The organism is Aeribacillus pallidus (assembly GCF_050478865.1).
In the GTDB taxonomy this organism is placed as follows: Bacteria; Bacillota; Bacilli; order Bacillales; family JACDOC01; genus JACDOC01.
Genome location: NZ_JBCNBW010000034.1, coordinates 1 through 25,315 on the forward strand (window position 1 = coordinate 1; position 25,315 = coordinate 25,315).

The following is a 25,315-nucleotide window of genomic DNA, read 5'->3' on the forward strand; positions in this document are numbered from 1 at the left end:
ACTTTTTTGGGGCTAGACCATAGTTGCCTGATGGTTTTTTTGTTGTGCGCCCGGCATGGGTGTAATCTATAGAGTGAAAGTCCCGAACTGTGAAGGCAGAAGTAGCAGTTAGCTTAACGCAAGGGATTCCACAAATCCGGTTGGCCAAAGAGAGTATGAAACGTTTTAAACACCAGATACGTAACATCACCTCCCAGTCTAAACCCATCCCTATGGAGAAACGAATCGAGAAACTAAACCGTTATATGATAGGATGGTGTGGATACTTTGCATTAGCAGATACCCCTAGTTCTTTCAAAGAATTAGATAGCTGGATAAGGCGAAGACTCCGGATGTGCTTATGGAAAGAATGGAAACTACCGAAAACTAGAGTGAAGAATCTCATTCGTCTAGGAGTTCCATCTCATAAGGCATACGAATGGGGGAACACAAGAAAGAAATTCTGGAGAATAGCCAATAGTCCAATACTACACAAAACCCTTGGCAATTCCTATTGGGAAAGCCAAGGGCTGAAAAGTCTATATCGAAGATATGAATTTCTACGTCAGACTTAATTGAACCGCCGTATTACCGAACGGTACGTACGGTGGTGTGAGAGGACGAGGGCTAGTCACCCTCTCCTACTCGATTCAAGATTAGGTTTTTTCACTTTAGGTAATATTTTGGAAAGCGGTACTTTCTTTTCTCGAACCCATGTTGACTCATCTTCTGGGTCGAATTGTTCTAAAAACGAAATAACTTCTTTTGTTATCGGGGTTGGAGTGCTCGCACCAGCTGTTACAGCTACTTTTTTCGCGTCTTTAATCCAATCAATCTCAATCTCAGTAACATCTGCTACCCGATACGCTTTCGTTCCAGCGATTTCTTCCGATACTTGTGCTAATCGATTTGAGTTGTTACTTTTAGGGTCACCTACAACAATCAACACATCGGCCTCTTTTACTTGTTCGGCGACGGCTTCTTGACGGACTTGTGTAGCTAAACAAATTTCTTTATGCATTTCGGCATGAGGGTACTTTTTTCTAATCGCTTCCATAATATCGGCCACATCCCATTGACTCATCGTTGTTTGGTTTGTCACAAGTATTTTCTCACTTTCGATCGTTAAGTTTGCTACTTCTTCTACCGTTTCAACGAGATGAACAATATCAGGAGCCACACCAACCGCTCCTTCAGGTTCAGGATGGCCTTTTTTTCCGATATAAATGACTTCATAGCCCTCATCCCTTTTGGCAGCGATCAGTTCATGTGTTTTTGTCACGTCTGGACATGTCGCATCAATCGTCACGAGACCTTTTTCTTTCGCGAGTTTACGCACTTCTGGTGAAACTCCATGAGCTGTAAATATTACCGTACCTTTATCTACTTTTTCTAAAATTTCTTTACGGTTTTTTCCGTCAAGGGTAATAATCCCTTCTTCGGCAAAAGCATCGACGACATGTTTGTTATGGACAATCATTCCTAATATATAAATTGGACGTGGTAATGATTTATCTAAAGCGGCATTGCGAGCGATGACCATGGCATCGACAACCCCGTAACAGTACCCACGGGGAGATATTTTAATAACATCCATAAGAATCCTCCCTATATTTCTCCTATAATCTTTCCTCTCCATTATATAAAACCTTGTGCTATGTTACAAAAAAGAACAGAAAATAAAAACAAGAGGCGATCTTCCTCTTGTTTAAATATAAAGTTTAGGAAGGGATTTTCCTTTTTCTTCGGATCTTCTTTTTGGAGTGCTGTTCTTTTTTTGTTGGGATTTTTCTTTTACTTCTTGAGAGGTTGTAGATGTAATTTCTTCTTCTGTTAAGTCAAGATTGGTCTTTTTGTTCTCATCGTCTGAAGTCTCATTTGTATTACTTGATTCGGAAGCTGTTTCTTCAGTTGCATTTTTTAACCCGCGATATAATTTCCACATAGCCGGTAGGTTCCGAACCATAGGACCATATTGTTGAACCATAGGGCCGATTTGCTGAGCTGTTTTTAATATTTGCTGTGTATTGGACAAAAATCCGTTAATAGATTGTGGATTACTAGTTAGACGTTGTAAAAACGAGCCGGATTGACTAGCGCGTTCAAAGCCGGAAAATGCATTGGCAGCGGTTGAAGATGCATTCGTTCGTTGAAATAAACGGGAAAGTAACCCTCCTGGTCCACCTCTACTGCCACTCTGCGGGCGAAAAGGGGAAAACATAAAAGGTTGTCGTGTAGTTGGTAGGCGTGTCAATCTTCCTCTAGGCATTGGTGGTCTTGGTCTCATATAGTTGGCCTCCTTCCCATCAAAGGCGTAATTTCGTTATTATCATATGCGAATGGGTTAGAAAACGTCTGTATGTTCGAGGCCCAAGCAATAAAGGAATAGTGCAAACGATAGTGGAGAAGACAGTAGAACTTTTTCTGTTTGTTTATTATAATAACAAGATGGACAAAAAGGGTAATGTTATACATTGATGAAGGAGTTGTAAAAATGGGTAAACATCTGTTTGAAACATATAAGTTTCATTCGTTTATTAATAAAGCGATAGAAGAACTTGGATTTTATGAACCGACTGAAATTCAGAAAAAGATGATTCCCCTAGCATTAAATGGGGAAAGTGCGATTGGTCAATCACAAACAGGAACGGGTAAAACGCACGCTTACTTATTACCAGTCATTCAATCGATTGACCCTAATTTAGCGGAAGTCCAAGCCGTGATCACCGCGCCAACTAGAGAATTAGCTTCCCAAATCTACCATGAAGCGTTAAAAATTTTAAAATTTCAACAAGATGAGCCATCTGTTACAGCCCGTTGCTTTATTGGAGGAACGGACAAACAGCGGGCGATTGAAAAATTAAAACAGCAACCACACATTGTCATTGGTACACCAGGACGAATTAATGACCTTGTGCGTGAACAAGCTTTGTTTGTTCATAAAGCTCACATGCTTGTTATTGATGAAGCTGACTTAATGTTAGATATGGGCTTTCTTTATGATGTCGACCAATTTGCAGGAAAAATGCCAAAAGACTTACAAATGCTTGTCTTTTCGGCAACGATTCCTGAAAAGCTAAAGCCATTTTTAAAAAAATATATGGAAAATCCACAATACGTCCATGTTCAACCGAAACAAATTTCCGCTGAAAAAATTGAGCACGTATTAGTCCCGCTTAAAAGTCGTACGAAGATTGACTTAGTGTATGACATGTTAAAAGCTTTGAATCCGTATTTAGCAATTGTGTTTACTAATACGAAAGTAAAAGCGGAAGAAGTGGCTGATGCATTAATTGAAAAAGGGTTAAAAGTAGGGAGAATTCATGGCGACTTAACACCACGTGAACGAAAAAAAATGATGAAACAAATTCGCGATTTAGAGTTTCAATACATTGTCGCTACTGATCTAGCAGCGCGTGGAATTGACATCGAAGGCGTTAGCCATGTTATTAACTACGAACTTCCGATGGATCTTGATTTTTACGTCCATCGTGTTGGGCGAACAGCACGCGCTGGGTTATCCGGAATCGCGGTTACCATTTATGAGCCTTCCGATGAAGATGCATTAGCTAAACTAGAAAAAATGGGGATCGAATTCGTTCATCGGGACTTAGTGAAAGATGAGTGGGTCGACTTACCAGACCGTAACAAGCGGAAAAAACGAACGAAACAAATGGACGAGATTGAACAAAAAGCACGTGCTCTTATTCGTAAGCCAAAAAAGGTTAAGCCAGGATATAAAAAGAAAATGAAAGAACAAATAGAGAAAATTAAAAAGCGGCAACGCCGTTTGCAAAAACGTAAATAGAACAAGGCACGAGAAGTGAAAGATGCACGATAATAGGTTACAATGGAGAGAGAGAAAAGGAGCTGACATTATGCTAAAAATCGGGTCACATGTTTCAATGAGTGGAAAAAAGATGCTCCTAGCGGCAAGTGAGGAAGCGGTTTCCTATGGAGCTAACACATTTATGATTTATACAGGGGCACCGCAAAATACCCGAAGAAAAAAAATTGAAGATTTAAATATCGAAGCCGGTTTACAACATATGAAAGAGCACGGGGTTGAAGAAATTGTCGTGCACGCACCATATATCATAAATATCGGTAACTCTAAGAATCCTGATACCTTTCAATTAGGTGTCGACTTTTTACGTCAGGAAATTGTTCGTACAGAAGCCATTGGGGCGAAACAAATTGTTCTTCACCCAGGTGCACACGTTGGGGCAGGTGCTGAAGAGGGAATCAAAAAAATCATTGAAGGATTAAATGAAGTAATTACAAAGGAACAAGATGTCCAAATTGCCCTTGAAACGATGGCTGGTAAAGGTTCTGAGTGCGGTCGTTCCTTTGAAGAGCTGGCTCAAATTATTGACGGGGTAACTCATAATGAGAAACTATCGGTTTGTTTTGATACATGTCATACGCACGATGCTGGCTATAATATAAAAGAAGATTTTGATGGTGTTCTAGAAGAATTCGACCGTATCATCGGTCTCGACCGATTAAAAGTATTGCACATTAACGATAGTAAAAATGAGCAAGGAAGCCGTAAAGACCGTCACGAAAACATCGGTTTCGGTAAAATCGGCTTTGAAGCGTTAAATTATATCGTTCATCATCCGCAATTAACACACGTCCCGAAAATATTAGAAACGCCTTACGTAGGGGAAGATAAAAAGAACAAAAAGCCTCCATACAAATTTGAAATTGCAATGCTTCGTAACCAATCTTTTGACGAACAATTATTAACAAAAATTATGGAAGGATAGAAAGCTGTGATTTCACAGCTTTCTATTGATTAATAAATTGAAGGAACAGCTCATTCACTTTCCGAGCGGTTTCAGGCCCGACAATTTTCGCTATCTCTCTAACAAGTTGTTCTCGCTGCTTTGGATCGAACACATTATAATTCTTTCCTCGTAAAAATGACACAACTTTCTTCGCTTGATCTTCATTCATAGGAATTTGATATTGTTTACTATATTTTAATAGTTCTTCCTTCGTAATATGGTTAATTTTATAATTTACCACGTTCTCGAACAATTTCATATCCATCACTCCTCAACTAATACATATGATGAGAGTAGAAAAATCGTGACAACATTTTTTGGGACAGAAAGGAGAAACGTATGATTAAAAAGATTCATAAAAAGGAGAGTGTTCCTCATCTTATTTATCGCTTAATATTAATTTTTTTAGGGGCAGCCTTTGCGGCTATGTCGATTGAATTGTTTCTCGTACCCAATGACATCATTGATGGAGGAATTATCGGTATATCTCTCATTTTGGATCATTTACTCGAAAAGGTCCCTTTTCTCAACTTTGGTACACTAGTCGTGTTGCTCAATATTCCTTTTATGTATTATGGATACAAACAAATTGGTAAAACATTTATGTATTCGTCTTTTTTTGGGACAGTTTCGTTAGCAGTGGTGGAACGATTACTTCATCATGTCGAACCATTTACGAACCAACCCATATTAGCGGCAGTTTTTGGAGGATTATTACTTGGAGTTGGTGTTGGTTTGGTCATTCGCCACGGCGGATCGTTAGATGGAACAGAAATTTTAGGTATTTTGTTGACGAAGCGCCTTCCATTTTCAGTTGGGGAATTTGTCATGTTTATTAACATTTTTATTTTTGCTTGGGCAGCGTTCGTTTTTGGGGCTGAACAAGCGATGTACTCTGTTATGACGTACTATATTACGTTTAAAACAATCGATACGGTCATTCAGGGGCTAGACGAAACGAAAGCGGTCATCATTGTAAGCGATCATTATGAGGAAGTATCCGAAGCCATTTTGAGTCGTCTCGGAAGGGGCACGACAAAGTTAAAAGGAAAAGGTGGCTTCACGGATCATGAAAAAGACGTCATTTATGTTGTAGTAACCCGATTGGAAGTAACAAAGTTAAAAAACATTGTGTCTGATATTGACCCGAACGCCTTTTTAACCATAATGAATACACAAGAAACAAGAGGAGCTCGATTTAAATCCGCTATTCATTAAAAACAAATTGGTTTCAGCCAATTTGTTTTTTCATTTACATTAAAAATGAGCTATGTTATACTACTTGTTGCTAAATCGTAACGATTCTTATTGAAAAGGAGAGGAATAGGAGATGTCCTCGAACTCCATTATTGAAATAGAAAATGTTAGTTATCGCTATGACAACCTGTGGGTGTTAGAGAATATAAATTTACAAATTGAAAAAGGTTCTTTTGTTGGTATTGTTGGACCAAACGGCTCTGGAAAATCGACATTACTTAAGATTATTTTAGGATTGTTAAAACCCCAAAAAGGGACGATTCGCTTATTCGGTGTTGAGCAACAGAAGTTTAAAGAATGGGATCGAATTGGATACGTTTCGCAAAAAGCAAATTCATTCAACTCGGCTTTTCCAGCGACAGTGTTTGAAGTTGTGGCCAGCGGTTTAACGAAAAAGACTGGCCTTTTTAAATTTATCGGAAAAGAAGGAAAAAAAGCCGTTTTACAGGCGATCCGAGCGGTTGGAATGGAAGCGTTTATGAACCGGAACATTGGCGAATTGTCCGGGGGACAACAACAGCGGGTGTTTATTGCAAGAGCTTTAGTTAGCCAGCCTGAATTACTCATTTTAGATGAGCCTACAGTTGGTGTCGATGTGCAAAATGTACAATCGTTTTACAATATGTTAGAGGAATTAAACCAGAAATGGGGAATCACGCTTTTACTTGTTTCCCACGATGTAGGAACCATTACAACGAAAGTGTCTCATGTTGCATGTTTAAATAAGAGCCTTCATTTCCATGGAAAAACCACTGAATTTGAACAATGCAAAGACAAAAACTTGTCGATGTTTTATGGACACGATGTTCATTTATTATCACATGAACACGAAGTCCATCAAGAAGGGGTTAACGTATGATTACTTATTTGCTACAATACGAATTTCTTCAAAATACGTTTTTGACCGGTTTAATCATTGGAGTCGTTGCTCCTGTTTTAGGCGTTTTTATTGTGGTGCGACGACTTTCCTTAATAGCTGATGCGTTGAGTCACGTGACTCTTTCAGGAATTGCTGCCGGGTTATTAATAAGTAAAAAATGGTCGTTGTTCGCAGGGATTCAACCGATATATTTTGGGATGTTCTTTTCGGTAGCAGGGGCTTTGTTAATTGAAAAACTTCGGAGTGTGTATAAGCATTACGAAGAACTCGCAATTCCGATTATGTTATCAGGTGGCATCGGTCTTGGAATTATTTTTATTTCATTAGCGGATGGATTTAATACCGATTTGTTTAATTACTTGTTCGGAAGCGTTAGTGCAGTATCTCGAAATGATTTAATTATTATAGCTATTATTAGTGTAGCGATTTTATTTGTTGTCACCTTTTTATATAAAGAGTTATTTTTACTTTCCTTTGATGAAGAGCACGCGAAAGCCTCTGGTATTGCAGTGAAAAGCATTCATTTTGTGTTTATTATATTAGTGGCGCTTGTTATTTCTATTTCCATGCGAATTGTTGGTATTTTATTAGTGTCAGCTTTAATGACTCTCCCAGTTGCAGCGAGTATCCGTGTTGCCCGTGGCTTTTTTCAAACAATTATTCTTTCCATTATTTTTGGTGAACTTGCGGTTTTTACTGGATTAGTGACGGCTTTTTATTTAGATTTAGCACCTGGAGGAACAATTGTCATTAGTTCCATTCTTATTTTGGTTGGAACAATAGCGATTAAGCGATTAAAAAATGCGTGGGCTAAATGAGGTGAGTGTGCAAATGAACGTGACGGAAGCCATTCAATTGTTGAAAGAACGTGGATATAAACATACTGGAAAGCGTGAAATGATGTTGGAATTGTTTTCTGCTCACGATAAATATTTAACTGCCAAAGATGTGTTAGATCATATGAAGGAAGATTATCCAGGACTTAGCTTTGATACGATTTATCGAAACTTATCACTATTTGTAGACCTTGGGATCTTAGAACAAACGGAATTATCCGGAGAAAAACATTTCCGATTTACCTGTGGAAAACATCACCATCACCATCATTTTATTTGCCTTGATTGCGGAAAAACGAAAGAAATTGATACGTGTCCGATGGAAAAGTTACAAGAAGACTTAAAAGAATACGATATCACTGGTCATAAGTTCGAAATTTATGGTGTTTGTCCAACATGTGCAAAATCCCCCCAGTCATAACTGGAGGGATTTTTTTATCGTTGTTTTAACCAATCGTTTACCCATTGTTTTGCTTCCTGCCAACCTTTCACACGAATGACCCCTTCTGGAATTGGATCTTGATTGTAAGGAGCGTCGAATAGTAATACAGGGATACCGCATTCTTCGTGAATGGAAACCGCATTGTCGTGCTTGTCTTCTAAAAATAATTCGATGTTATGCTTTTTAAGCGATTCAATTTTATTGTGTGTCCCAATTAATTCAATATGATGATAATAGAGGTCGTTTCGATCAAACCATTGTCTTGTTAAGTCGAGAAGATGTGAACCTCTGGCACTTATGAAAAACAATTCAAATTGCTCTTTCCATTCAAGTAAAACTTCTTTCGCCCCTTTAGCTAATGGAGATTGTTCATAGATTGTTGGTTCGACTTGGCGAAACCATTGGGCGAAATCTTCTGGTGTTACTTCGACCACTTTTGTTAAATCGTATGCTGTAATGTCTTCGTATGTAAGGTTGACATCAAATGCTTCATTTAAATATGGGACGAGCGTAGTTGGACATGTAACCGTTCCATCGATGTCAATTCCAATTCGTTTTTTCATTTACATTACCCCTTTTTCAAGTTCTCATACAGTGTATCACATTTCCTATCGAAGGTGAACGTAATTAGAAATGTTTAAGGAGTTGGATAGATAGACAATCATTAGTAACATGATTTCTATATCCGTGGGAATACTATTTAATGCTCCCATCATGGAAAGAGAGGGATCAGCAAATGGGTGAAGAACGACGAGAAAATCTCGTTGAGCAAGACCTTCGTAATACAGAAAGATATGGGGATATCAATCGACCTGAATTATATGAAGAAGGGTCGAATTTTGAAGAAGAAACATCGGCTGAATTAGCGACACCTCTTTCTGAAAATCGTGAAACAAAAATCGACGAAGGAAACGGTGGACGTGGATGGGGATACACTTCATTAGTCCTATCCATTTTATCATTATTTGTTCTACCAGTTCTTTTAGGAGCAGCAGGAGTCATTTTAGGCTTTGTTGCACGCCGTCGCGGAGCGGAAGTATTGGGTGCATGGGGAATCGGTATTGGAGCCGTCTCCATTATTATAGGATTATTTGTTCTTCCGTTCTTTTAATAGTAAAAGGGGGCAAAAACGCTTGGCACTAGCCAAGCGTTTTTTTATATGTTAAGCATTTTGTTGCTCTTTTTGCTTCTTAAAATATTCTTCCGCAAGCATATCAATTTCTTTTTTCAGCTCTTCGACCATCGTTTCTTCTGGTACTTTACGTACGGTTTTCCCTTTACGGAACAGCAACCCTTCGCCACGAGCCCCAGCAATTCCAATATCGGCTTCACGTGCTTCACCTGGTCCGTTTACGGCACATCCAAGTACAGCCACTTTTATTGGTGCTTTAATTTTTTGAATATATTCCTCAACTTCGTTGGCAATGCTAATCAGATCAATTTCAATTCTTCCGCAAGTTGGACATGAAATTAACGTGGCAGCATTAGAAGCTAAACCAAATGTTTTTAATAATTCTTTGGCGACTTTTACCTCTTCAACTGGATCGGCGCTTAACGAAATCCGAAGTGTATTTCCAATTCCTTTATTTAGAAGAACTCCTAAGCCAGCCGCACTTTTCACCGTTCCGGCAAATAAAGTTCCGGACTCTGTAATTCCTAAATGAAGCGGATAATCAAATGTTTGAGCAGCTTTTTCGTATGCTTCAATGGCTAAACGAACATCGGATGCTTTTAACGAAACGATAATATTTTGAAAATCAAGGTCTTCCAAAATTCGGATATGATGTAAGGCACTTTCTACCATACCGTCTGCTGTCGGATAACCATATTTTTCTAAAATTCGCTTCTCTAAACTTCCTGCATTTACCCCGATACGAATCGGTACGCCACGTTCTTTCGCGGCTTTGACAACCGCTTCTACTTTTTCACGTCGACCGATATTACCAGGATTAATGCGAATTTTATCAGCGCCGCCTTCAATTGCTTTTAACGCTAAACGAAAGTCAAAATGAATATCGACGACAAGAGGGATGTTAATGCGCTTTTTAATTTCTTTAATCGCATTAGCTGCCCGTTCATCTGGACAAGCAACCCGTACGATTTGACAGCCTGCTTCCTCTAAACGTTCAATTTCACGAACGGTTGCATCTACATCGTGTGTTTTCGTAGTGGTCATACTTTGAATGATGACTTCGTTGCTACCACCAATTGTTAAGTTGCCCACTCTAACAGGACGAGTTTTTGAACGATGTATAATCTCACCCAAGTGTAATTCTCTCCTTTAATATCCCACAAGACTGGGATTTGTAGTTTATGATTACGGATTTATTGTAACAATGTTTGCTGATTATTGACAAGAAAGAGGAAAAAATCCGCTCTTAATTTTTGTAAATAGGAATTTTATACATTTTGCCAATTTGAATGTCATTAGGAGTTGTATTTTCATTTAACCGTTGAAAGTCTTGAATCACTTGATTAATGGAAACAGGTAAAGGGCCCTCCTGATACTTTTCGACGAGTGATAAAACGGTATCGCCAGCTTTCACTTTTACGAGCACATAAGGGACTTGCTTTTCTATTGGTTCGGATGGAGATGAGGTAGCCGGTTGTCCTTGTGCGGGCATGGTTGGAGAAGGTGAATAAGAAGAAGTACGGATGGTGAGGGTGCCAACACGTAAATCATAAAAAATGCTGTATATCAAAATAAAACCAACGAAGGCTAGTAACAACCGTTTCATAAAAATCCCTCCCATTCTTGTCCCCATTATATTCGGTAAGCTCAAAAAAACATGTCAGAACTTGTATGAGCAAAAGTAAAATTAATAGATGTTTTTGTCGAAAGGAGGATAATAAAGTGTGGAAAAAAGCGGTAACAACTTCCATGATTCTGCTACCGGTTATTATGGTATTTGGAAACTCCCCTTTATTCCTGTCCTTTCTAACATTCAACAGTCGTTACATTTATCATACGAGGAAACAGGACTCATCTTAAGTGTATTTAGTATTCCAGCTGCTCTGATTATTCCGTTCCTAGGATTTCTTTCCGATCGCTTTACCCGGAAACAAGTCATTTTATCGTCTTTTAGTTCTTCTGATGATTGGATCGATTATTTCGTTTAGTTACTCGTACTTTCCAAAATCATGGATGTTTTCGATGTTATTAGTTGGGAGGTTTATACAAGAGTTAGGAGCAGGAGGAACGGCTCCATTTGCGATTGCTCTTATTGGGGATGTATTTCAACAGAGTGAGCGAGCGAAACAATTAGGAGTATTAGAGGCTTGGAATGGAATAAGTAAAATCGTTGCCCCGGTAGTCGGTGCGTCAATCGCATTATTGTCTTGGGATTACTGGTTTCTTATTTTATTTTTATTATCATTAATAGCCTTCATTGGTATACGGTGTATGGTACCTTTAAAGGGAAATGATTCGAACATGACATTTCAACAATATGGCCATGCGATTAAACGATCGTTTTTCCAAAAGGCAAAACACTTTGTCGCTCGTTTTTGGCGTATTATTTTTTCTGTCGTATTATATCGAAGAAGTATTTCAAATCGATGGGTTTTTTAAAGGTTTTAAATTTTTATTTCCGTTAGGGGCGATGGCGTTATCTTCTTATTGGACTGGAAAAGAGCTTAAAAAGAGACAAGAGCGATGGAAACAATATTTGATTCTCGGTGTAGCAATGAAGGTAGGAGCATTTATAGGCACCATCATTTTTTCAATATTTCTTTTTGTTTATTTTTTATTACGATCGCCTTTGCTGGTATCGGCTTTTTACTTCCAGCCGTCAATTACGGGATTACGTCGGCTGCGGATGAAAGCGACGGAGGTTTTATCGTCAGTTTATATGGGGCCACTCGTTTTTTAGGAGTAGCATTAGGTCCCATCATTTTTGGATGGGTACCTTTTAATCAAACGATTTTTGGTTTCTCCTTAATTTATCCCTTTTGTCCTTCGTATTCCTTTTAATCGGAAATTACTCCGTCATTCGTCCAAAATTATTTTCATTTAAAAATATTTACCATAGAAAATAGTTGGTTTTATTGGTAATAAATAAAAATATTACCTAACCTTTACAATCCGTTAACATTATTCTGTGAAAATGTTGAGTATAGTCGTAAAGGAGGGCTCTATGGATGGAAAAATGGCGTTTGATAAAAAATGTTCAATCAGTTTTAACACCTATTAGGAAGAAGGTCATGGGTTATAAGCAGCGCCATGGGAAGGGATTTCGATTTTCGTTCCCAAGTTACATTGGAAAAACGTTATCATTAAAAACGCGTTTGTTGTTAATGATTAATATCATTCAGTTAATAACGGTAACAGCGATTGGTTTTCTATCATTTTACAAATCGAAAGAAACGACGATGAAATTGACGGAAAACCGTTTAGAACGTGAAGTTTTAACCGTTTATGAAATTGCCCAAAGCCTAATGTTATTATATGTTGGGAAAGAAGATCAGTTTGAAAAGAAAATAAAGCAAGTCATTAAACAACAAGATGCCGAATTGGCCCAAGATGGATTAGATGGTTATTACTTTGTAATAAATGATAACGGAGCCCTTCCTTTACTAGACGGTGGGGATCAATTACAATTAGCGGAGGACATAACAAGTAAAATATTACAAATTGAAAAAGGAATTATTCATGAGTCCATTAATGGAAAAAAGTATTCGTTTGCGTTCCACTCCGTGCAAGAATTAAAAGGGATTTACGTTATAGCCATTCCACAAAGTCAATATTTATCCCCAATTCAAAGTATGGCCACATATACTATTCTTCTGGCGATAGGTTCGGTTCTATTAACAACAGTGTTCATATTATTAGCGCTAAAACCATTGGTTGAACCGATTCAACAACTGCGGACAACCATGCGTAAAATTCGTGATGGAAACTTAAACATCAACATTGATATAAAAACTTCACTACCTGTAATTCATTCATAAGTTGTTAGTTTCCAATCTATGATGGAAAATGTGAAATCATTAATACAAAGTATTTCCACAACGACGGATAAATTAAGCGTGACGGGAGCGAAACTTCAAAAAGCCTCTGACCAATTATTAATGGAAAACACACAAATAGAACATACGGTACAACTTGTCCAAAAAGGGGCAGAACAGACGGCTACTACATCTGAACAAAATATGTATTCGTTCCAAGAAATGAAAGCTTCGCTTGAAACGATTTTTTCGAAACTAGAACAAGTATTTTTAAAAGCGAATACTATGACCGATTCTGCTCAAAAAGGGGAAACAAACATTCACGCAATGGCGGAAACGAACTCGATGTTTGTCACTGACTTTAAAGAAATGAACAAAACGATACAAAACGTGAAAGAACACTCTCACTCAATTGCTAAAGTGGTGACGATGATTCAGCAAATTGCGGAACAAACGAAGTTATTAGCGTTAAATGCTGCGATTGAAGCGGCCCGAGCAGGAGAAAGTGGAAAAGGGTTTGCCGTAGTTGCCAATGAGGTACGAAAATTAGCTGAGCAATCGGCCAAAGCTACAGTCGATATAACTCAGATCATAGAAGAAATGGAAACTATCTCCCTTCAAGCCGTCACCGAATTTAATTTAATGGTAAATAAAGTGAAGCAGCAAATGGATTCCGTTATGAAAGGGAAGGATGCTTTTCACCAGTTACTACTACAAATTAAAGATGCCGACCAACTGTTACGGGATATCCAATCAGAGTTAACGCAAGTTGAACACGTTTTACCGGAAGTGGAAAAAGCGACTGAGGCATATGTTTCTATTTCACAAGAGACGCTCGCAAGCGCAAAGGAAATGTTGACTGTTTTTGATCAGCAGTCTGTGATGTTACAAGAAAACCACCATATTGGCAAACAGTTAAAAGAGTTATCTAATGAGCTTCATTCGTTATCTATACAATTTTCTTTGAATTAAAAACAAACAAGAAGGTGTTAGGTCTGACCTAACACCTTCTTTTAATTCGTTAATGTCGGTTGTTTTGAAGACGGAATCGATGAAATAATTCGATATAAGATGAATAAAATCATTGCCCATTCGAGGAATACATCTCCTGTAAAGTTGATTTGAAAAAGGGAAAGAAGGGTAAATAAAATGGTCGGTAGTGTCACTCCATAAGCCGTTATGCGATAGCTTTGTCGGTACGATAATTTTCGGTTTTGCCGCAGAAGAAGAGCGAGTCCAGCAAAAATTGCGATTTTTATAAACAGTAAGCCTGAATTAAAAATATAAGTAATTATAATGATAACAACAGATAAAATAGGAACAATCGTCTGAAATTGATGGAGCATTTCTACAAGTGACTTCTTTGTTACATGTAATCCTTCAAGCATGGAATATGGAATTGACTGAACATTCCCTTCCGTAACTATAATAAATTGGTCGGATAAAAGGCCGATGGTTATGTTTTTGTTAGAAAATTCGGTCACTTGCCCCGATGGATCATATAAAAGAATCCAATTTTCGCTTTCTACTTTAACCGTTTCCATATTAGATGAATGAAGCGTACCGTTTTTAATCGTAAAGTCAGGAAATTCTTTCAACAATATTTGTTCCATTTTTTCTATTGGTACAGCAGAAAAGGAATAAAATAACAAAACAATTGGAAGCGTCGTAAATAACGCTAAGAAAAATATGTACAAAATGGTTTTTCCAATCCCTTGAAAGCGAAACATCGCCATTTTTTTTGGTGAATATAAACTAACTATGAATTGTTGGAAGATGTTCATCATTATCACTCCTTGTGAAAGCATTCATTCTCATTGTAAATTTACCTGTAAAACGGAAACAACTAGAAATTAGAATTCTGAAAAATAATACTTTTGTAACATAAATGTAACATTAAAACTAAATGTTAAGCTAATGTAAATTTTAATTTAAACATGTTTACATTGTGTTCATGATGAATTAATAATTATATGGGGTCTGATGAATAATGTCGAAAAAGATTAACTAATAGGGGTTGAATAAAGTGGAATTTAGTCTTCAACAAATGCTATTTGAGTTTCTCGGCGGCCTTGGAATTTTTCTTTACGGTATTAAGTTTATGGGAGACGGTTTGCAAAAGTCTGCAGGCGATCGTCTTCGTGATGTGTTAGACCGGTTTACTACGAATCCGATCATGGGGGTAATTGCCGGTACAATTGTTACGATTCTCATTCAAAGTAGTTCGGGAACGACAGTCATTACCGTCGGACTAGTTAGTGCGGGATTTATGACGCTTCGCCAAGCAATTGGCGTTATTATGGGTGCCAATATTGGTACGACAGTAACAGCGTTCATCATCGGTATTGACATCGGTGAATATGCGTTACCGATTATTGCCGTAGGTTCTTTCTTGATATTTTTCTTTAAAAATAAAAAAGTTCGAAATCTTGGACAAGTTATCTTTGGGTTCGGTGCCCTTTTCTATGGGATGGAATTAATGAGCGCCGGAATGAAACCGTTACGTTCATTCGAAGCGTTTCATGAATTAACGGTTAGTCTGAGTGATAACCCGATTCTTGGAGTTATTGCTGGTACCGTCTTTACGGTCATTGTACAAAGCTCTAGTGCGACTGTCGGTATTTTACAAGGGCTTCATGCGGAAGGCCTTATTGATTTACAAGCTGCGCTACCAGTATTATTTGGTGACAATATCGGAACAACGATTACAGCCGTTTTAGCAGCGCTTGGAGCATCGGTTGCTGCCCGTCGAGCTGCGGCGACACATGTGTTGTTTAACTTGGTAGGAACAGCTATTTTCCTCATCATTTTACCGTTCTTTCAAGATTTTATAGAGTTTTTGAAAAATAGTTTATCACTAGATCCAAAAATGACCATTGCCTATGCACACGGTACGTTTAATGTGACAAACACGGTGATTCAATTACCTTTTATTGGAGTTCTAGCAGCAATTGTAACAAAATTAATACCTGGTGAGGACTCAATTGTTGAATATCGTGCAAAACATTTGGACCCTATTTTCATTGAACAATCTCCTTCTATTGCCTTAGGACAAGCAAAAGAAGAAGTTGTTCGCATGGGACAATTTGCGATTAAGGGGTTAGAAGAAACGCATCAATACTTAACGACGAAAAATTCAAAGCATGCGGAAGTCTCTTTACAACTGGAAGACGCCATTAACAATCTTGATCGAAAAATTACGGATTATTTAATTTCTTTGTCTACAAGCTCGTTATCAGCAGCTGAATCTGAACGTCATTCGATTTTAATGGACACGGTAAGAGATATTGAGCGAATCGGTGACCATTTTGAAAACATTGTGGAATTAATAGAGTATCAGCAAGCAAACAAAGTTAAATTAACAGATGAAGCGATGCACGACTTAGAAGAAATGTTTAGTTTAACCATTTCAACCGTTCAAAAAGCGATTTCTGCTATCGACCATAATGATCAAGACTTTGCTCGGGAAGTAGTCGAAAACGAAGATCGTATTGATAAAATGGAGCGTAAATTACGTAAACAACATATTTTACGTTTAAATGAAGGGCTTTGCTCAGGTCAAGCCGGCATTGTTTTTGTAGACATTATAAGCAATCTAGAACGTGTTGGTGACCACGCAGTAAACATTGCTGAAGCCGTATTAGGGATTCATCATTAAGGTGAAGAAAGAGAAGTAAGATTTTCCGCTTACTTCTCTTTTTTTTGAAACTTAAAGTAATGATATCCGTAAAAAAAGTGGGACATGCGTCCAAAATATTGTTGAAAGGTGAAACGTATGGAAATTATTTATTGGGGACTTATTGTCATTTGCTTTTTGCTTGCCTTTGTTGGGCTTATTTATCCTATTATCCCAGGGATGTTGTTTTTGTTCGGAGGCTATTTATTATATGGGTTATTTTTTTCATTCGAACCTTTTCATTGGAGCTTTTGGGTCATTCAAATGATATTAGCATGTCTAATGATGGGAGCGGATTATGTAATCAACGGGTTGACAATGAACCGAAGAGGAGCTTCGAAAGCTGGCTTTTGGGGAAGCACAATAGGAATTATTATTGGTCCGTTGATCATACCGGTATTTGGGATTATTATTGGTCCATTTGTTGGTGCCGTTGTAGGGGAAATTGCCTTCGGGAAGAAGCCTATAAAAGAAAGCCTCTCTATCGGTGTAGGGTCATTGATAAGTTTTTTTAGCAGCACGTTTGTAAAAGCGGTTATTCAATTAGGAATGATTGTCTACTTCTTTTTGGTTATTTAATGGACTTTCCAAATGATGTTGACGATTTTTCTGTTCGGTGTTATATTTTCAATAAATAAACGAATGTCTAAATGTAAAATGGACCCTTAGCTCAGCTGGTTAGAGCAGACGGCTCATAACCGTCCGGTCGCAGGTTCGAGTCCTGCAGGGTCCATTAACAAAAACCGGTTTCCAACCGGTTTTTGTTTTTACATTAAATAAGGAGATACGATTAGCAAATGATTTGATTCAATAATCGTTCTTTGGTAATCTTAAGATTGAAAAGCAAACCATGTACATAAAAGGAGGAATTGGAAATGGCATTTGAATTACCTCAATTACCTTATGCTTACGACGCCCTTGAACCACACATCGATAAAGAAACAATGAACATCCACCACACAAAACATCATCAAACGTATGTAACCAAATTAAACGATGCGCTTGCTGGACACGATGAATGGTTAAACAAATCGGTTGAGGAAGTAATTTCAAACCTTGACCAACTTCCAGAAGCAGTTCGTACAGCTGTACGTAACAACGGTGGAGGTCATGCAAACCACTCTTTATTCTGGCAAATTCTTTCTCCAAATGGTGGCGGTGAACCTACAGGAGAACTTGCTGAAGCAATCAATAAAAAATTCGGAAGCTTCGAGAAATTCAAAGAAGAGTTTGCTGCTGCGGCTGCAGGACGTTTCGGTTCCGGTTGGGCTTGGCTTGTTGTAAACGATGGCGAACTTGAAGTAACAAGCACTCCAAATCAAGATTCTCCGTTAATGGAAGGTAAAACACCTATTTTAGGCCTTGATGTTTGGGAGCATGCCTATTATTTAAAATATCAAAACCGTCGTCCAGACTACATTAACGCATTCTGGAACGTTGTGAACTGGGACGAAGTAGCAAAACGCTACGCTGCTGCGAAGTAATTTTTTTAAGAGTATTCAAAAGGTTGCTGACATGTCAGCAACCTTTTTTTGTGCGAAATTCCCAACTTATTAGCATTCTCCTTTTATTTGTATAACTCAGATTTAATTATCAAACAATATTAAAGATGAAAAGGGGAGTTTCGCAATGTTTTATAAAAAATGGTTAGGTGATGTAGAGATACCAAAAGACTTACGATTGTTATTATATGTAGGAAGTTTGTATTCCTTAAGCATAGCTCTGTCCAATACATTCGTAAATATTTATTTATGGAAACAGACAGGAAATTATGTTGACTTGGGTATATATAATTTAACTATCGTTATATTTCAGCCTTTAACGTTCATTTTAGCAGGACGCTGGGCGAAAAAAATTGATCGTGTCATTGTGTTACGACTCGGAGTAATTTTTTTAACGAGTTTTTATTTTACGGTTCTTTTTATCGGTCAGCAGGCTTCGAATTTCTTAATTTTGTTAGGTGCTTTGTTAGGAATTGGGTATGGTTTTTATTGGTTAGCCTATAACGTGTTAACGTTTGAAATTACCGAGCCTGAGACGCGCGATTTTTTTAACGGTTTTTTAGGATCCTTAACCTCTGCAGGAGGAATGATTGGGCCAATTTTAGCCGGATTTATTATCTCGCGATTTACTTCTTATGCAGGATATACACTTGTTTTCGGTATTTCACTTTTCTTATTTGCCATTGCGATTGTGTTAAGTTTTTCCATCACTCGTCGCCCAGCTTCAGGAAAGTATGAGTTTGTACGTATTTTTAAAGAGCGAAAGAAAAATCACCAATGGAAAGGCATAACGAACGCTCACTTTTTTCAAGGACTTCGTGAAGGAACATTCCTATTTGTCATTACAGTTTTCGTTTTCATTGTAACCAGTAGCGAATTAGCAATTGGAACATTCGGTCTTGTCAATTCAACCATCTCGTTTATCGCGTATATTTTTGTTTCACGTTTATTGAAAAAAGGAGCTCGTAAAAAAGCTATATTGATCGGTGGAATACTTCTTTTTCTCTCCATCTTTATAATTGTCCCAGAAATGAGTTATATCCGTTTATTAGTTTATGCTGCTACTATTGCCGTTGCGTATCCGATCGTGCTTGTCCCGTATATTTCGATGACGTACGATGTGATTGGTCAAAGTTGGAGGGCAGCTGAAATGAGAATTGAATATATCGTTGTGCGAGAAATTTTTCTTAATAGCGGAAGAATCGTCTCGATCCTTACATTTTTAGGAGCAGTTTCATTATTTCCAAGTGAACAAATTTTACCCATTTTATTAATTATCTTAGGTGCTGGTTACTCCTTTATTTATTTGGCCGTAAGAAAAGTTTAGTTTAAATGAGGAGGAGCCGCACTTTTTTCGTGATGTGAATTTTTTCATACCGATAGAAAAATCCCGTTAATTCGAATACAATAGTAAAGGAGGCCTTACGGAAAGGAAGGAATGAGCCATTGAAAAAACAAAAAAAGAAGAAAAAAACACATGTGCCGGTACGGTTAAACATGTTGTTTTTTATCGTCTTTTTATTATTTTCTACATTAATTTTACGGTTAGGTATCGTACAAATCGTGTATGGTGAAGACTATCGTCGTGAGGTGGAGCGGACGGAGGATGTAACCGTCAATACACCTGTCCCACGCGGGAGAATTTACGATCGTCATTATAATGTTATTGTGGACAATACTCCTTTAAATGCCATTACGTATACACGGACTAATTCAACGAAGGTCGACGAAATGCTAGAGGTCGCTGAAAAATTAGCCAAGTTCATTAAAAAAAACCCGAAAGAAGTAACTGAACGGGACAAAAAAGACTTTTGGATCTTAAAGTTTCCAGATTTAGCACAAGAAAAAATTACTGAAGAAGATAAACAGAAGTTAAAGGAATTAGACTTATCTCAAGATGAGTACAACAAAAAATTGTATCAATTACAATTAGACCGGATTACGGAAAAAGATTTAGCCATGTTATCGCAAGCTGATTTAGAAGTTTTAGCGATTTTCCGTGAATTTTCAAGCGGATATGCCTTAACTCCACAAATGGTAAAAAATGAAGGAGTCACTTCAGAAGAATTTGCTAAGGTAAGTGAACATTTGGATTCCTTACCAGGGGTAGATACAACGACTGATTGGGATCGTGAATACGTATATGGTCAAACGTTGAAAACGATTTTAGGTGAAGTGAGCTCAGCGAAAGAGGGACTTCCAAGAGAAAAACTTGATTATTATTTATCCCGAGACTACAGTCGTAACGATCGTGTCGGTACTAGTTATATTGAACAACAATATGAAGACGTACTTCGTGGACAAAAGGAAAAAATTAAAAATATCACCGACAAATCTGGAAATGTGATCGATTCTGAATTAGTACAAGAAGGACAACGGGGAAAAGATTTAGTTTTAACCATAGATATAGAATTACAGTTAGCCGTTGAAAAAATCATTGAAGAAGAGCTTCTTAAAGCGAAGAAATTACCAAATACGTCGTTATTGGATCGGGCGTTTGTCGTTTTAATGGATCCATTTACAGGCGAAATTTTGTCACTTGCAGGAAAGCAATATGGTATCGACCAAAATACTGGACAGCCAAAGTTAAAAGATTTCGCTTTAGGAACGTTTACTACTTCTTACACAATGGGTTCAGCGGTAAAAGGAGCTACTATTTTAACAGGTTATCAGCTTGGAGCCATCACACCAGGGGATAAAATATACGACCAACCGTTAAAAATTAAAGATACTCCATTAAAAAAATCTTGGAAAAATTTTGGATTAATTGATGATATCACTGCCCTAAAAGTATCATCGAACGTATATATGTTCCAAACAGCTATACGTATAGGTGGAGGAGTCTATCGTTATAACCAACCGCTTGTCATTGATACGGATGCGTTTTCCTGGATGCGACAAAGCTTTAGCCAATTCGGTCTAGGTGTCCGCACCGGAATCGATTTACCAAACGAACAAATCGGATTTAAAGGGCCATATGAGCAAGCGGGATTGTTATTAGACTTAGCGATTGGACAATACGATACGTATACCCCATTACAAATGGCCCAATACGTCTCAACGATAGCCAATGGAGGTTACCGTATTCAACCCCATATTGTTAAAGAGATTCGAGAACCAAATGATGATAATGAACAACTTGGTCCGATTATAGAGGAAATCCAACCAAAAGTGTTAAATATACTGGACGTCGATCCAACATGGATGGAACGAGTGCAAGAAGGTTTCCGGCAAGTAATGCAAGAACCAGGAGGAACCGCCTATTCGTTCTTTGCAGATGCCCCATATTTACCAGCTGGGAAAACGGGAACGGCAGAAGCTTTTTACGATGGACCACGGCGAAAAGAATTTGAAGGACCTCCGCCTCAAACGACGAACTTAACTTTAGTTGCTTATGCTCCGTATGACAAACCAGAAATTGCGATGGCGGTTGTCGTTCCGTGGGCATATCAAAAAAGTGTCCCAGCAGTTACGATTAATAAAGACATTGGTCGGCGTGTTCTCGATGCCTACTTTGAGTTAAAACAAAAACGCATGGCCAATCAACAACAAAATGCTATACAATATGTTAATAATATAGAGGAAGGGATACAGGAGGAAACAGAGGTCCACCCCACTGAGGATGAAGAATAATTAATGAATATTTCGGCGTGACTGAACAAGGTTCGGTCACGCATTTTTTTGTTAAGGATTAAATGAGGATGATTGTTTTCGTTTTATTCTAGATTTATCGATTGAAGTTTCGGACAGATTTCTAAAAATTACGAAGTTGACACTTTATCAAGATTTTTGAACATATTTTGTAGATTACTAGAGACCTTATCGAACAAACATACTTCACTTCGTAACCGTCCTCTAGTAAACTCCATCTATCCTCAGACAAATGGATTACCAATATGGATCATTCACTTCTTGATTCTGACAACCCATCTTAGGATTTCTATAAAATATTTACTTACCTATTTTTTTAAGTTATATAACTTCAACAAATCTCCTGCCAATAATTGAATGATGCTAAAACACATAAAACTATGCGTATTTACAAAAGCTTAACAATAGATTAAAACCACTTTAAAAGAAATGTATTAGTCTTTTAAACGTAAGCAATCAAACGAAAAATTCTAGGGGGAATTACGGAATGAAAAAAATGAAGCTTTTAGCCCTAACAGCAGCAATTGGTACCTCTTTAGTATTCGCTGCATGCGGAAACGGAGCAAATACTGGTACAAACGGTGAAGGCTCTGACGCAGCTCAAGAACAAAAACAATTAGAAGGTACTGTAAAAATCGATGGTTCATCAACCGTTTATCCAATCATGGAAGCAGTAGCAGAAGAATATATGATCCAACAACCTGGTGTAAAAGTTTCTGTCGGTTTCTCAGGTACGGGTGGCGGATTTGAAAAATTCATCGCAGGTGAAACTCAACTTTCCAACGCTTCTCGTCCGATTAAAGACGCTGAAAAAGCGGAATTAGAAGAAAAGGGAATCGACTATACAGAATTCAAACTTGCATATGATGGTCTTTCTGTTGTAGTAAACAAAGAAAATGACTGGGTGGACTACTTAACGATTGAAGAACTTCAAAAAATCTGGATTGAAGATGGAACAGTGAAAAAATGGTCAGACATCCGTCCAGAGTGGCCAGATAAAGAAATCAAACTTTATTCTCCAGGTACTGACTCTGGTACTTACGACTACTTTAATGAAGTAGTCCTTGAGGAGCAACCAATCGCGAAAAGCGCTACACTTTCTGAAGACGACAACGTTCTTGTACAAGGTGTCGTTGGTGACAAAAACGCAATGGGTTATTTCGGATATGCGTATTACCTTGAAAACAAAGATCAATTAAAAGTTGTTCCGATTGATGGTGGAAATGGTCCTGTTGAGCCAACCAACGAAACGATCGAAAGCGGAGAATACTCCCCACTATCACGTCCGCTATTCACTTATGTGAAAAACTCTGCTGTGGCTGAAGACGAAGCCGTATATGATTACGTAAAATTCGTTCTTGAAAATGCAAGTGTGCTTGCTGAAGAAGTAGGCTACGTAAAACTTCCTGAAGAAGAATATCAAAAGGCTCTTGAAACTCTTGAAAGCCTTAAGTAATACAAACTAAAACGAAAATGGATGAGAAGCAGGTAACGTTTGCTTCTCATCTTGCCATGTGGATGAAAGGGGTTTTCAAAAAATGGCAACACCAAAGGTTTCAATCCAAGAAATGATTGAACAAAATCGAAAAAAGAACAAGCTTCAACAATTTGAAAAACTCGTTCCAATCATCTTGTTCTGTATTGCAACTGTCTCAGTCATAACAACGATCGGCATTTTATTTACATTATTTAAAGAAACACTTACGTTTTTCGAACGAGTTTCCATTGTTGAGTTTTTAACTGCAAAGGAATGGTATCCGTTCTCTGAAGAACAAGCATCATACGGAATTTTCCCACTGGTTACTGGAACGTTAAAAATTACGGTTATTGCGACGTTAGTTGCGGTACCAATCGGGATAGCATCTGCCATTTTCTTGAGTGAGTATGCATCCGAAAAAACGAGACGGACGATAAAGCCAGTTTTAGAAGTATTAGCAGGAATTCCGACAATCGTATACGGGTTTTTTGCGTTAACCTTTGTAACACCAGTTTTACGAGAACTTATACCTTCGTTAGAAATTTTTAACGCCTTAAGCCCAGGAATTGTCATCGGAATCATGATTATTCCAATGATCGCCTCCCTATCAGAGGATGCCATGTCATCTGTGCCAAAAGCCATTCGTGAAGGAGCACTAGCTCTTGGTGCTACGAAGTTTGAAGTGACGATGAAAGTTGTCTTACCTGCAGCTGTATCGGGTATTGTCGCTTCAATCGTACTGGCGATTTCACGTGCGATTGGTGAAACAATGATTGTTTCAGTCGCAGCTGGGTCAACACCAAATCTATCTTGGGACATTACGAGCTCGTTACAAACGATGACTGCATATATCGTGCAAGTAAGTACAGGTGATGCTGGATACGGCACAACGATTTACTACAGTATTTATGCTGTAGGAATGACTCTGTTTATTTTTACGTTAGCGATGAACTTGTTAGCACAATACATTGCTAAACGCTTTAGGGAGGAATATTAATGAAATACGTGGATCATTCAACAGTTGTTGAGAGAATGTCTTCGCGAATTCTCACGAACAACATTTTTCGAGGAATATTTTTCGTTGCGACAACATTCGGATTAATCGTTCTTGCTATCCTTCTATATCGGATATTCACTCAAGGAATTGGATATCTCGATTGGGGATTCTTTCAAAACTTCCCTTCACGTTTTCCAGAGAAGGCCGGAATTAAAGCAGCATTAATTGGCTCCATTTGGTTGATGGCTGTTGTGGCTCCTGTTTCCTTCATTTTAGGAGTGGGAACGGCGATTTATTTGGAAGAGTATGCACCGAAAAATAAAGTGACGAACTTTATTCAAGTGAACATTTCTAACTTAGCTGGAGTTCCTTCCGTAGTGTTCGGATTACTTGGTTTAACCATTTTTGTACGGGCTTTTATGTTAGGAAACAGTGTTTTGGCCGCTGGTTTAACAATGAGTTTGTTAATACTTCCAGTTATCATTGTCGCGAGCCAAGAAGCCATTCGTTCTGTGCCAAAAGAGTTACGAGAAGCCTCTTACGGAATGGGGGCAACGAAATGGCAAACCATTTTACGTGTTGTTTTGCCAGCAGCTATTCCAGGAATTTTAACAGGTAGTATTTTAGCGTTATCCCGTGCGATTGGTGAAACCGCTCCGCTAGTCGTTATTGGTGTTCCAACGTTCTTAGCGTTCTTACCGAAGGGTGTGCTTGATACGTTTACGGCATTACCGATGCAAATTTACAACTGGACGAGTCGACCTCAAGAAGAATTCCATGCCTTAGCGGCAACCGGTATTATCGTTTTATTAGGATTGTTAATTGTTATGAACTCGATTGCGGTATTGATCCGAAACAAATTCCAAAACCGTTATTAA

Annotated in this window: 28 protein-coding genes, 1 tRNA gene and 1 pseudogene; 22 read left to right on the forward strand and 8 right to left on the reverse strand. The window is 38.1% G+C overall.

Translation table 11 applies throughout. The features are described from left to right. Nucleotides 1-187: hypothetical protein (locus ABES52_RS07475; protein WP_429650740.1), on the reverse strand; the 187-nt coding region annotated here is incomplete at its 3' end. On the opposite strand from ABES52_RS07475, the pseudogene ABES52_RS07480 reads away from it, so the two are divergent. Next, nucleotides 129-554 (forward strand): annotated as a pseudogene (locus ABES52_RS07480) (group II intron maturase-specific domain-containing protein); the annotation flags it as partial. The gene ABES52_RS07475 and the pseudogene ABES52_RS07480 overlap by 59 nt on opposite strands. Before the next feature lie 56 nt (nt 555-610). On the opposite strand, the gene ABES52_RS07485 reads toward ABES52_RS07480, so the two are convergent. Both ABES52_RS07485 and vrrA read right to left on the reverse strand, forming a co-directional pair. Next, entirely contained in the window at nt 611-1,576 is a 966-nt protein-coding gene (locus ABES52_RS07485) for a 4-hydroxy-3-methylbut-2-enyl diphosphate reductase (RefSeq protein ID WP_429650481.1), read from the reverse strand. Nucleotides 1,577-1,687: 111 nt separating this feature from the next. After that, nucleotides 1,688-2,266, reverse strand: coding sequence for a VrrA/YqfQ family protein (vrrA, locus tag ABES52_RS07490; RefSeq protein WP_429650483.1), 579 nt, complete (start codon nt 2,264-2,266; stop codon nt 1,688-1,690). 207 nt (nt 2,267-2,473) lie between these two features. On the opposite strand from vrrA, the gene ABES52_RS07495 reads away from it, so the two are divergent. Both ABES52_RS07495 and ABES52_RS07500 read left to right on the forward strand, forming a co-directional pair. Continuing rightward, nucleotides 2,474-3,787: a DEAD/DEAH box helicase gene (locus tag ABES52_RS07495; RefSeq protein WP_429650485.1), complete on the forward strand. Its 1,314-nt coding sequence runs from the start codon at nt 2,474-2,476 to the stop codon at nt 3,785-3,787. A gap of 70 nt (nt 3,788-3,857) precedes the next feature. Further along, nucleotides 3,858-4,751 carry a deoxyribonuclease IV gene (locus ABES52_RS07500; protein ID WP_429650487.1) on the forward strand — a complete coding sequence of 298 codons (894 nt, stop codon included), beginning with the start codon at nt 3,858-3,860 and terminating at the stop codon, nt 4,749-4,751. Between the two features lie 22 nt (nt 4,752-4,773). Here ABES52_RS07500 and ABES52_RS07505 read toward each other — a convergent pair whose 3' ends face one another. Then, nucleotides 4,774-5,031, reverse strand: a complete 258-nt coding sequence (locus ABES52_RS07505) for a DUF2624 domain-containing protein (RefSeq protein WP_429650489.1) — start codon at nt 5,029-5,031, stop codon at nt 4,774-4,776. Between the two features lie 80 nt (nt 5,032-5,111). On the opposite strand from ABES52_RS07505, the gene ABES52_RS07510 reads away from it, so the two are divergent. The 4 genes from ABES52_RS07510 to ABES52_RS07525 all read left to right on the forward strand — a co-directional run bounded on the left by ABES52_RS07510 (nt 5,112) and on the right by ABES52_RS07525 (nt 8,166). Continuing rightward, nucleotides 5,112-5,990 carry a YitT family protein gene (locus tag ABES52_RS07510; RefSeq protein ID WP_429650491.1) on the forward strand — a complete coding sequence of 293 codons (879 nt, stop codon included), beginning with the start codon at nt 5,112-5,114 and terminating at the stop codon, nt 5,988-5,990. A gap of 112 nt (nt 5,991-6,102) precedes the next feature. Next, entirely contained in the window at nt 6,103-6,888 is a 786-nt protein-coding gene (locus tag ABES52_RS07515; protein WP_429650493.1) for a metal ABC transporter ATP-binding protein, read from the forward strand. Further along, the gene (locus tag ABES52_RS07520; RefSeq protein WP_429650495.1) at nt 6,885-7,727 is read left to right on the forward strand and encodes a metal ABC transporter permease; all 843 of its coding nucleotides are present in this window, start codon (nt 6,885-6,887) and stop codon (nt 7,725-7,727) included. Before ABES52_RS07515 ends, ABES52_RS07520 begins: the two co-directional genes overlap by 4 nt. Nucleotides 7,728-7,740: 13 nt before the next feature. Then, complete coding sequence (locus tag ABES52_RS07525; protein WP_429650497.1) at nt 7,741-8,166, forward strand: Fur family transcriptional regulator; 426 nt, start codon at nt 7,741-7,743, stop codon at nt 8,164-8,166. Between the two features lie 14 nt (nt 8,167-8,180). Here ABES52_RS07525 and ABES52_RS07530 read toward each other — a convergent pair whose 3' ends face one another. Then, entirely contained in the window at nt 8,181-8,750 is a 570-nt protein-coding gene (locus ABES52_RS07530) for a 5' nucleotidase, NT5C type (protein ID WP_429650499.1), read from the reverse strand. Nucleotides 8,751-8,923: 173 nt separating this feature from the next. Here ABES52_RS07530 and ABES52_RS07535 point away from each other — a divergent pair, with 173 nt between their 5' ends. Next, nucleotides 8,924-9,298, forward strand: coding sequence for a hypothetical protein (locus ABES52_RS07535; protein WP_429650501.1), 375 nt, complete (start codon nt 8,924-8,926; stop codon nt 9,296-9,298). A 51-nt stretch (nt 9,299-9,349) separates the two neighbouring features. Here the strand turns inward: ABES52_RS07535 and ispG are convergent, their stop codons facing one another. Together ispG and ABES52_RS07545 are read right to left on the reverse strand one after the other, a co-directional pair. Further along, a complete protein-coding gene (gene ispG, locus ABES52_RS07540) occupies nt 9,350-10,444 on the reverse strand; it encodes a flavodoxin-dependent (E)-4-hydroxy-3-methylbut-2-enyl-diphosphate synthase (RefSeq protein WP_429650729.1) in 1,095 nt (364 codons plus the stop codon). Between the two features lie 121 nt (nt 10,445-10,565). Further along, complete coding sequence (locus ABES52_RS07545) at nt 10,566-10,925, reverse strand: protein YqfZ (RefSeq protein WP_429650503.1); 360 nt, start codon at nt 10,923-10,925, stop codon at nt 10,566-10,568. Between the two features lie 118 nt (nt 10,926-11,043). Here ABES52_RS07545 and ABES52_RS07550 point away from each other — a divergent pair, with 118 nt between their 5' ends. From ABES52_RS07550 to ABES52_RS07570, 5 genes are all read left to right on the forward strand, one after another. Further along, a complete protein-coding gene (locus ABES52_RS07550; RefSeq protein WP_429650505.1) occupies nt 11,044-11,307 on the forward strand; it encodes an MFS transporter in 264 nt (87 codons plus the stop codon). Next, nucleotides 11,282-11,758 (forward strand): MFS transporter, encoded by a 477-nt coding sequence (locus tag ABES52_RS07555; RefSeq protein ID WP_429650507.1) that lies wholly within the window; start codon nt 11,282-11,284, stop codon nt 11,756-11,758. The genes ABES52_RS07550 and ABES52_RS07555 overlap by 26 nt, the downstream gene beginning before the upstream one ends. Nucleotides 11,759-11,842: 84 nt before the next feature. After that, entirely contained in the window at nt 11,843-12,160 is a 318-nt protein-coding gene (locus ABES52_RS07560; RefSeq protein ID WP_429650509.1) for a hypothetical protein, read from the forward strand. Nucleotides 12,161-12,327: 167 nt separating this feature from the next. Further along, entirely contained in the window at nt 12,328-13,137 is an 810-nt protein-coding gene (locus ABES52_RS07565) for a sensor histidine kinase (RefSeq protein WP_429650511.1), read from the forward strand. A gap of 30 nt (nt 13,138-13,167) precedes the next feature. After that, nucleotides 13,168-14,106 (forward strand): methyl-accepting chemotaxis protein, encoded by a 939-nt coding sequence (locus ABES52_RS07570; protein WP_429650513.1) that lies wholly within the window; start codon nt 13,168-13,170, stop codon nt 14,104-14,106. Between the two features lie 41 nt (nt 14,107-14,147). Here the strand turns inward: ABES52_RS07570 and ABES52_RS07575 are convergent, their stop codons facing one another. Continuing rightward, nucleotides 14,148-14,918: a DUF1189 domain-containing protein gene (locus ABES52_RS07575; protein ID WP_429650515.1), complete on the reverse strand. Its 771-nt coding sequence runs from the start codon at nt 14,916-14,918 to the stop codon at nt 14,148-14,150. A 263-nt stretch (nt 14,919-15,181) separates the two neighbouring features. On the opposite strand from ABES52_RS07575, the gene ABES52_RS07580 reads away from it, so the two are divergent. The 9 genes from ABES52_RS07580 to pstA all read left to right on the forward strand — a co-directional run bounded on the left by ABES52_RS07580 (nt 15,182) and on the right by pstA (nt 25,315). Continuing rightward, the gene (locus ABES52_RS07580; RefSeq protein WP_429650730.1) at nt 15,182-16,792 is read left to right on the forward strand and encodes a Na/Pi cotransporter family protein; all 1,611 of its coding nucleotides are present in this window, start codon (nt 15,182-15,184) and stop codon (nt 16,790-16,792) included. A gap of 117 nt (nt 16,793-16,909) precedes the next feature. Next, nucleotides 16,910-17,389, forward strand: coding sequence for a DUF456 domain-containing protein (locus ABES52_RS07585; protein ID WP_429650517.1), 480 nt, complete (start codon nt 16,910-16,912; stop codon nt 17,387-17,389). Between the two features lie 80 nt (nt 17,390-17,469). Further along, nucleotides 17,470-17,543 (forward strand) — tRNA-Ile (locus tag ABES52_RS07590). Nucleotides 17,544-17,685: 142 nt separating this feature from the next. Next, nucleotides 17,686-18,294, forward strand: a complete 609-nt coding sequence (sodA, locus tag ABES52_RS07595; protein ID WP_429650519.1) for a superoxide dismutase SodA — start codon at nt 17,686-17,688, stop codon at nt 18,292-18,294. A 145-nt stretch (nt 18,295-18,439) separates the two neighbouring features. Continuing rightward, nucleotides 18,440-19,639, forward strand: coding sequence for an MFS transporter (locus ABES52_RS07600; protein ID WP_429650521.1), 1,200 nt, complete (start codon nt 18,440-18,442; stop codon nt 19,637-19,639). A 170-nt stretch (nt 19,640-19,809) separates the two neighbouring features. After that, nucleotides 19,810-21,945: a peptidoglycan D,D-transpeptidase FtsI family protein gene (locus ABES52_RS07605; RefSeq protein WP_429650731.1), complete on the forward strand. Its 2,136-nt coding sequence runs from the start codon at nt 19,810-19,812 to the stop codon at nt 21,943-21,945. A 505-nt stretch (nt 21,946-22,450) separates the two neighbouring features. After that, entirely contained in the window at nt 22,451-23,419 is a 969-nt protein-coding gene (locus ABES52_RS07610; protein WP_429650523.1) for a PstS family phosphate ABC transporter substrate-binding protein, read from the forward strand. A gap of 82 nt (nt 23,420-23,501) precedes the next feature. After that, complete coding sequence (pstC, locus tag ABES52_RS07615; protein ID WP_429650525.1) at nt 23,502-24,437, forward strand: phosphate ABC transporter permease subunit PstC; 936 nt, start codon at nt 23,502-23,504, stop codon at nt 24,435-24,437. Next, nucleotides 24,437-25,315: a phosphate ABC transporter permease PstA gene (pstA, locus tag ABES52_RS07620; RefSeq protein ID WP_429650527.1), complete on the forward strand. Its 879-nt coding sequence runs from the start codon at nt 24,437-24,439 to the stop codon at nt 25,313-25,315. Before pstC ends, pstA begins: the two co-directional genes overlap by 1 nt.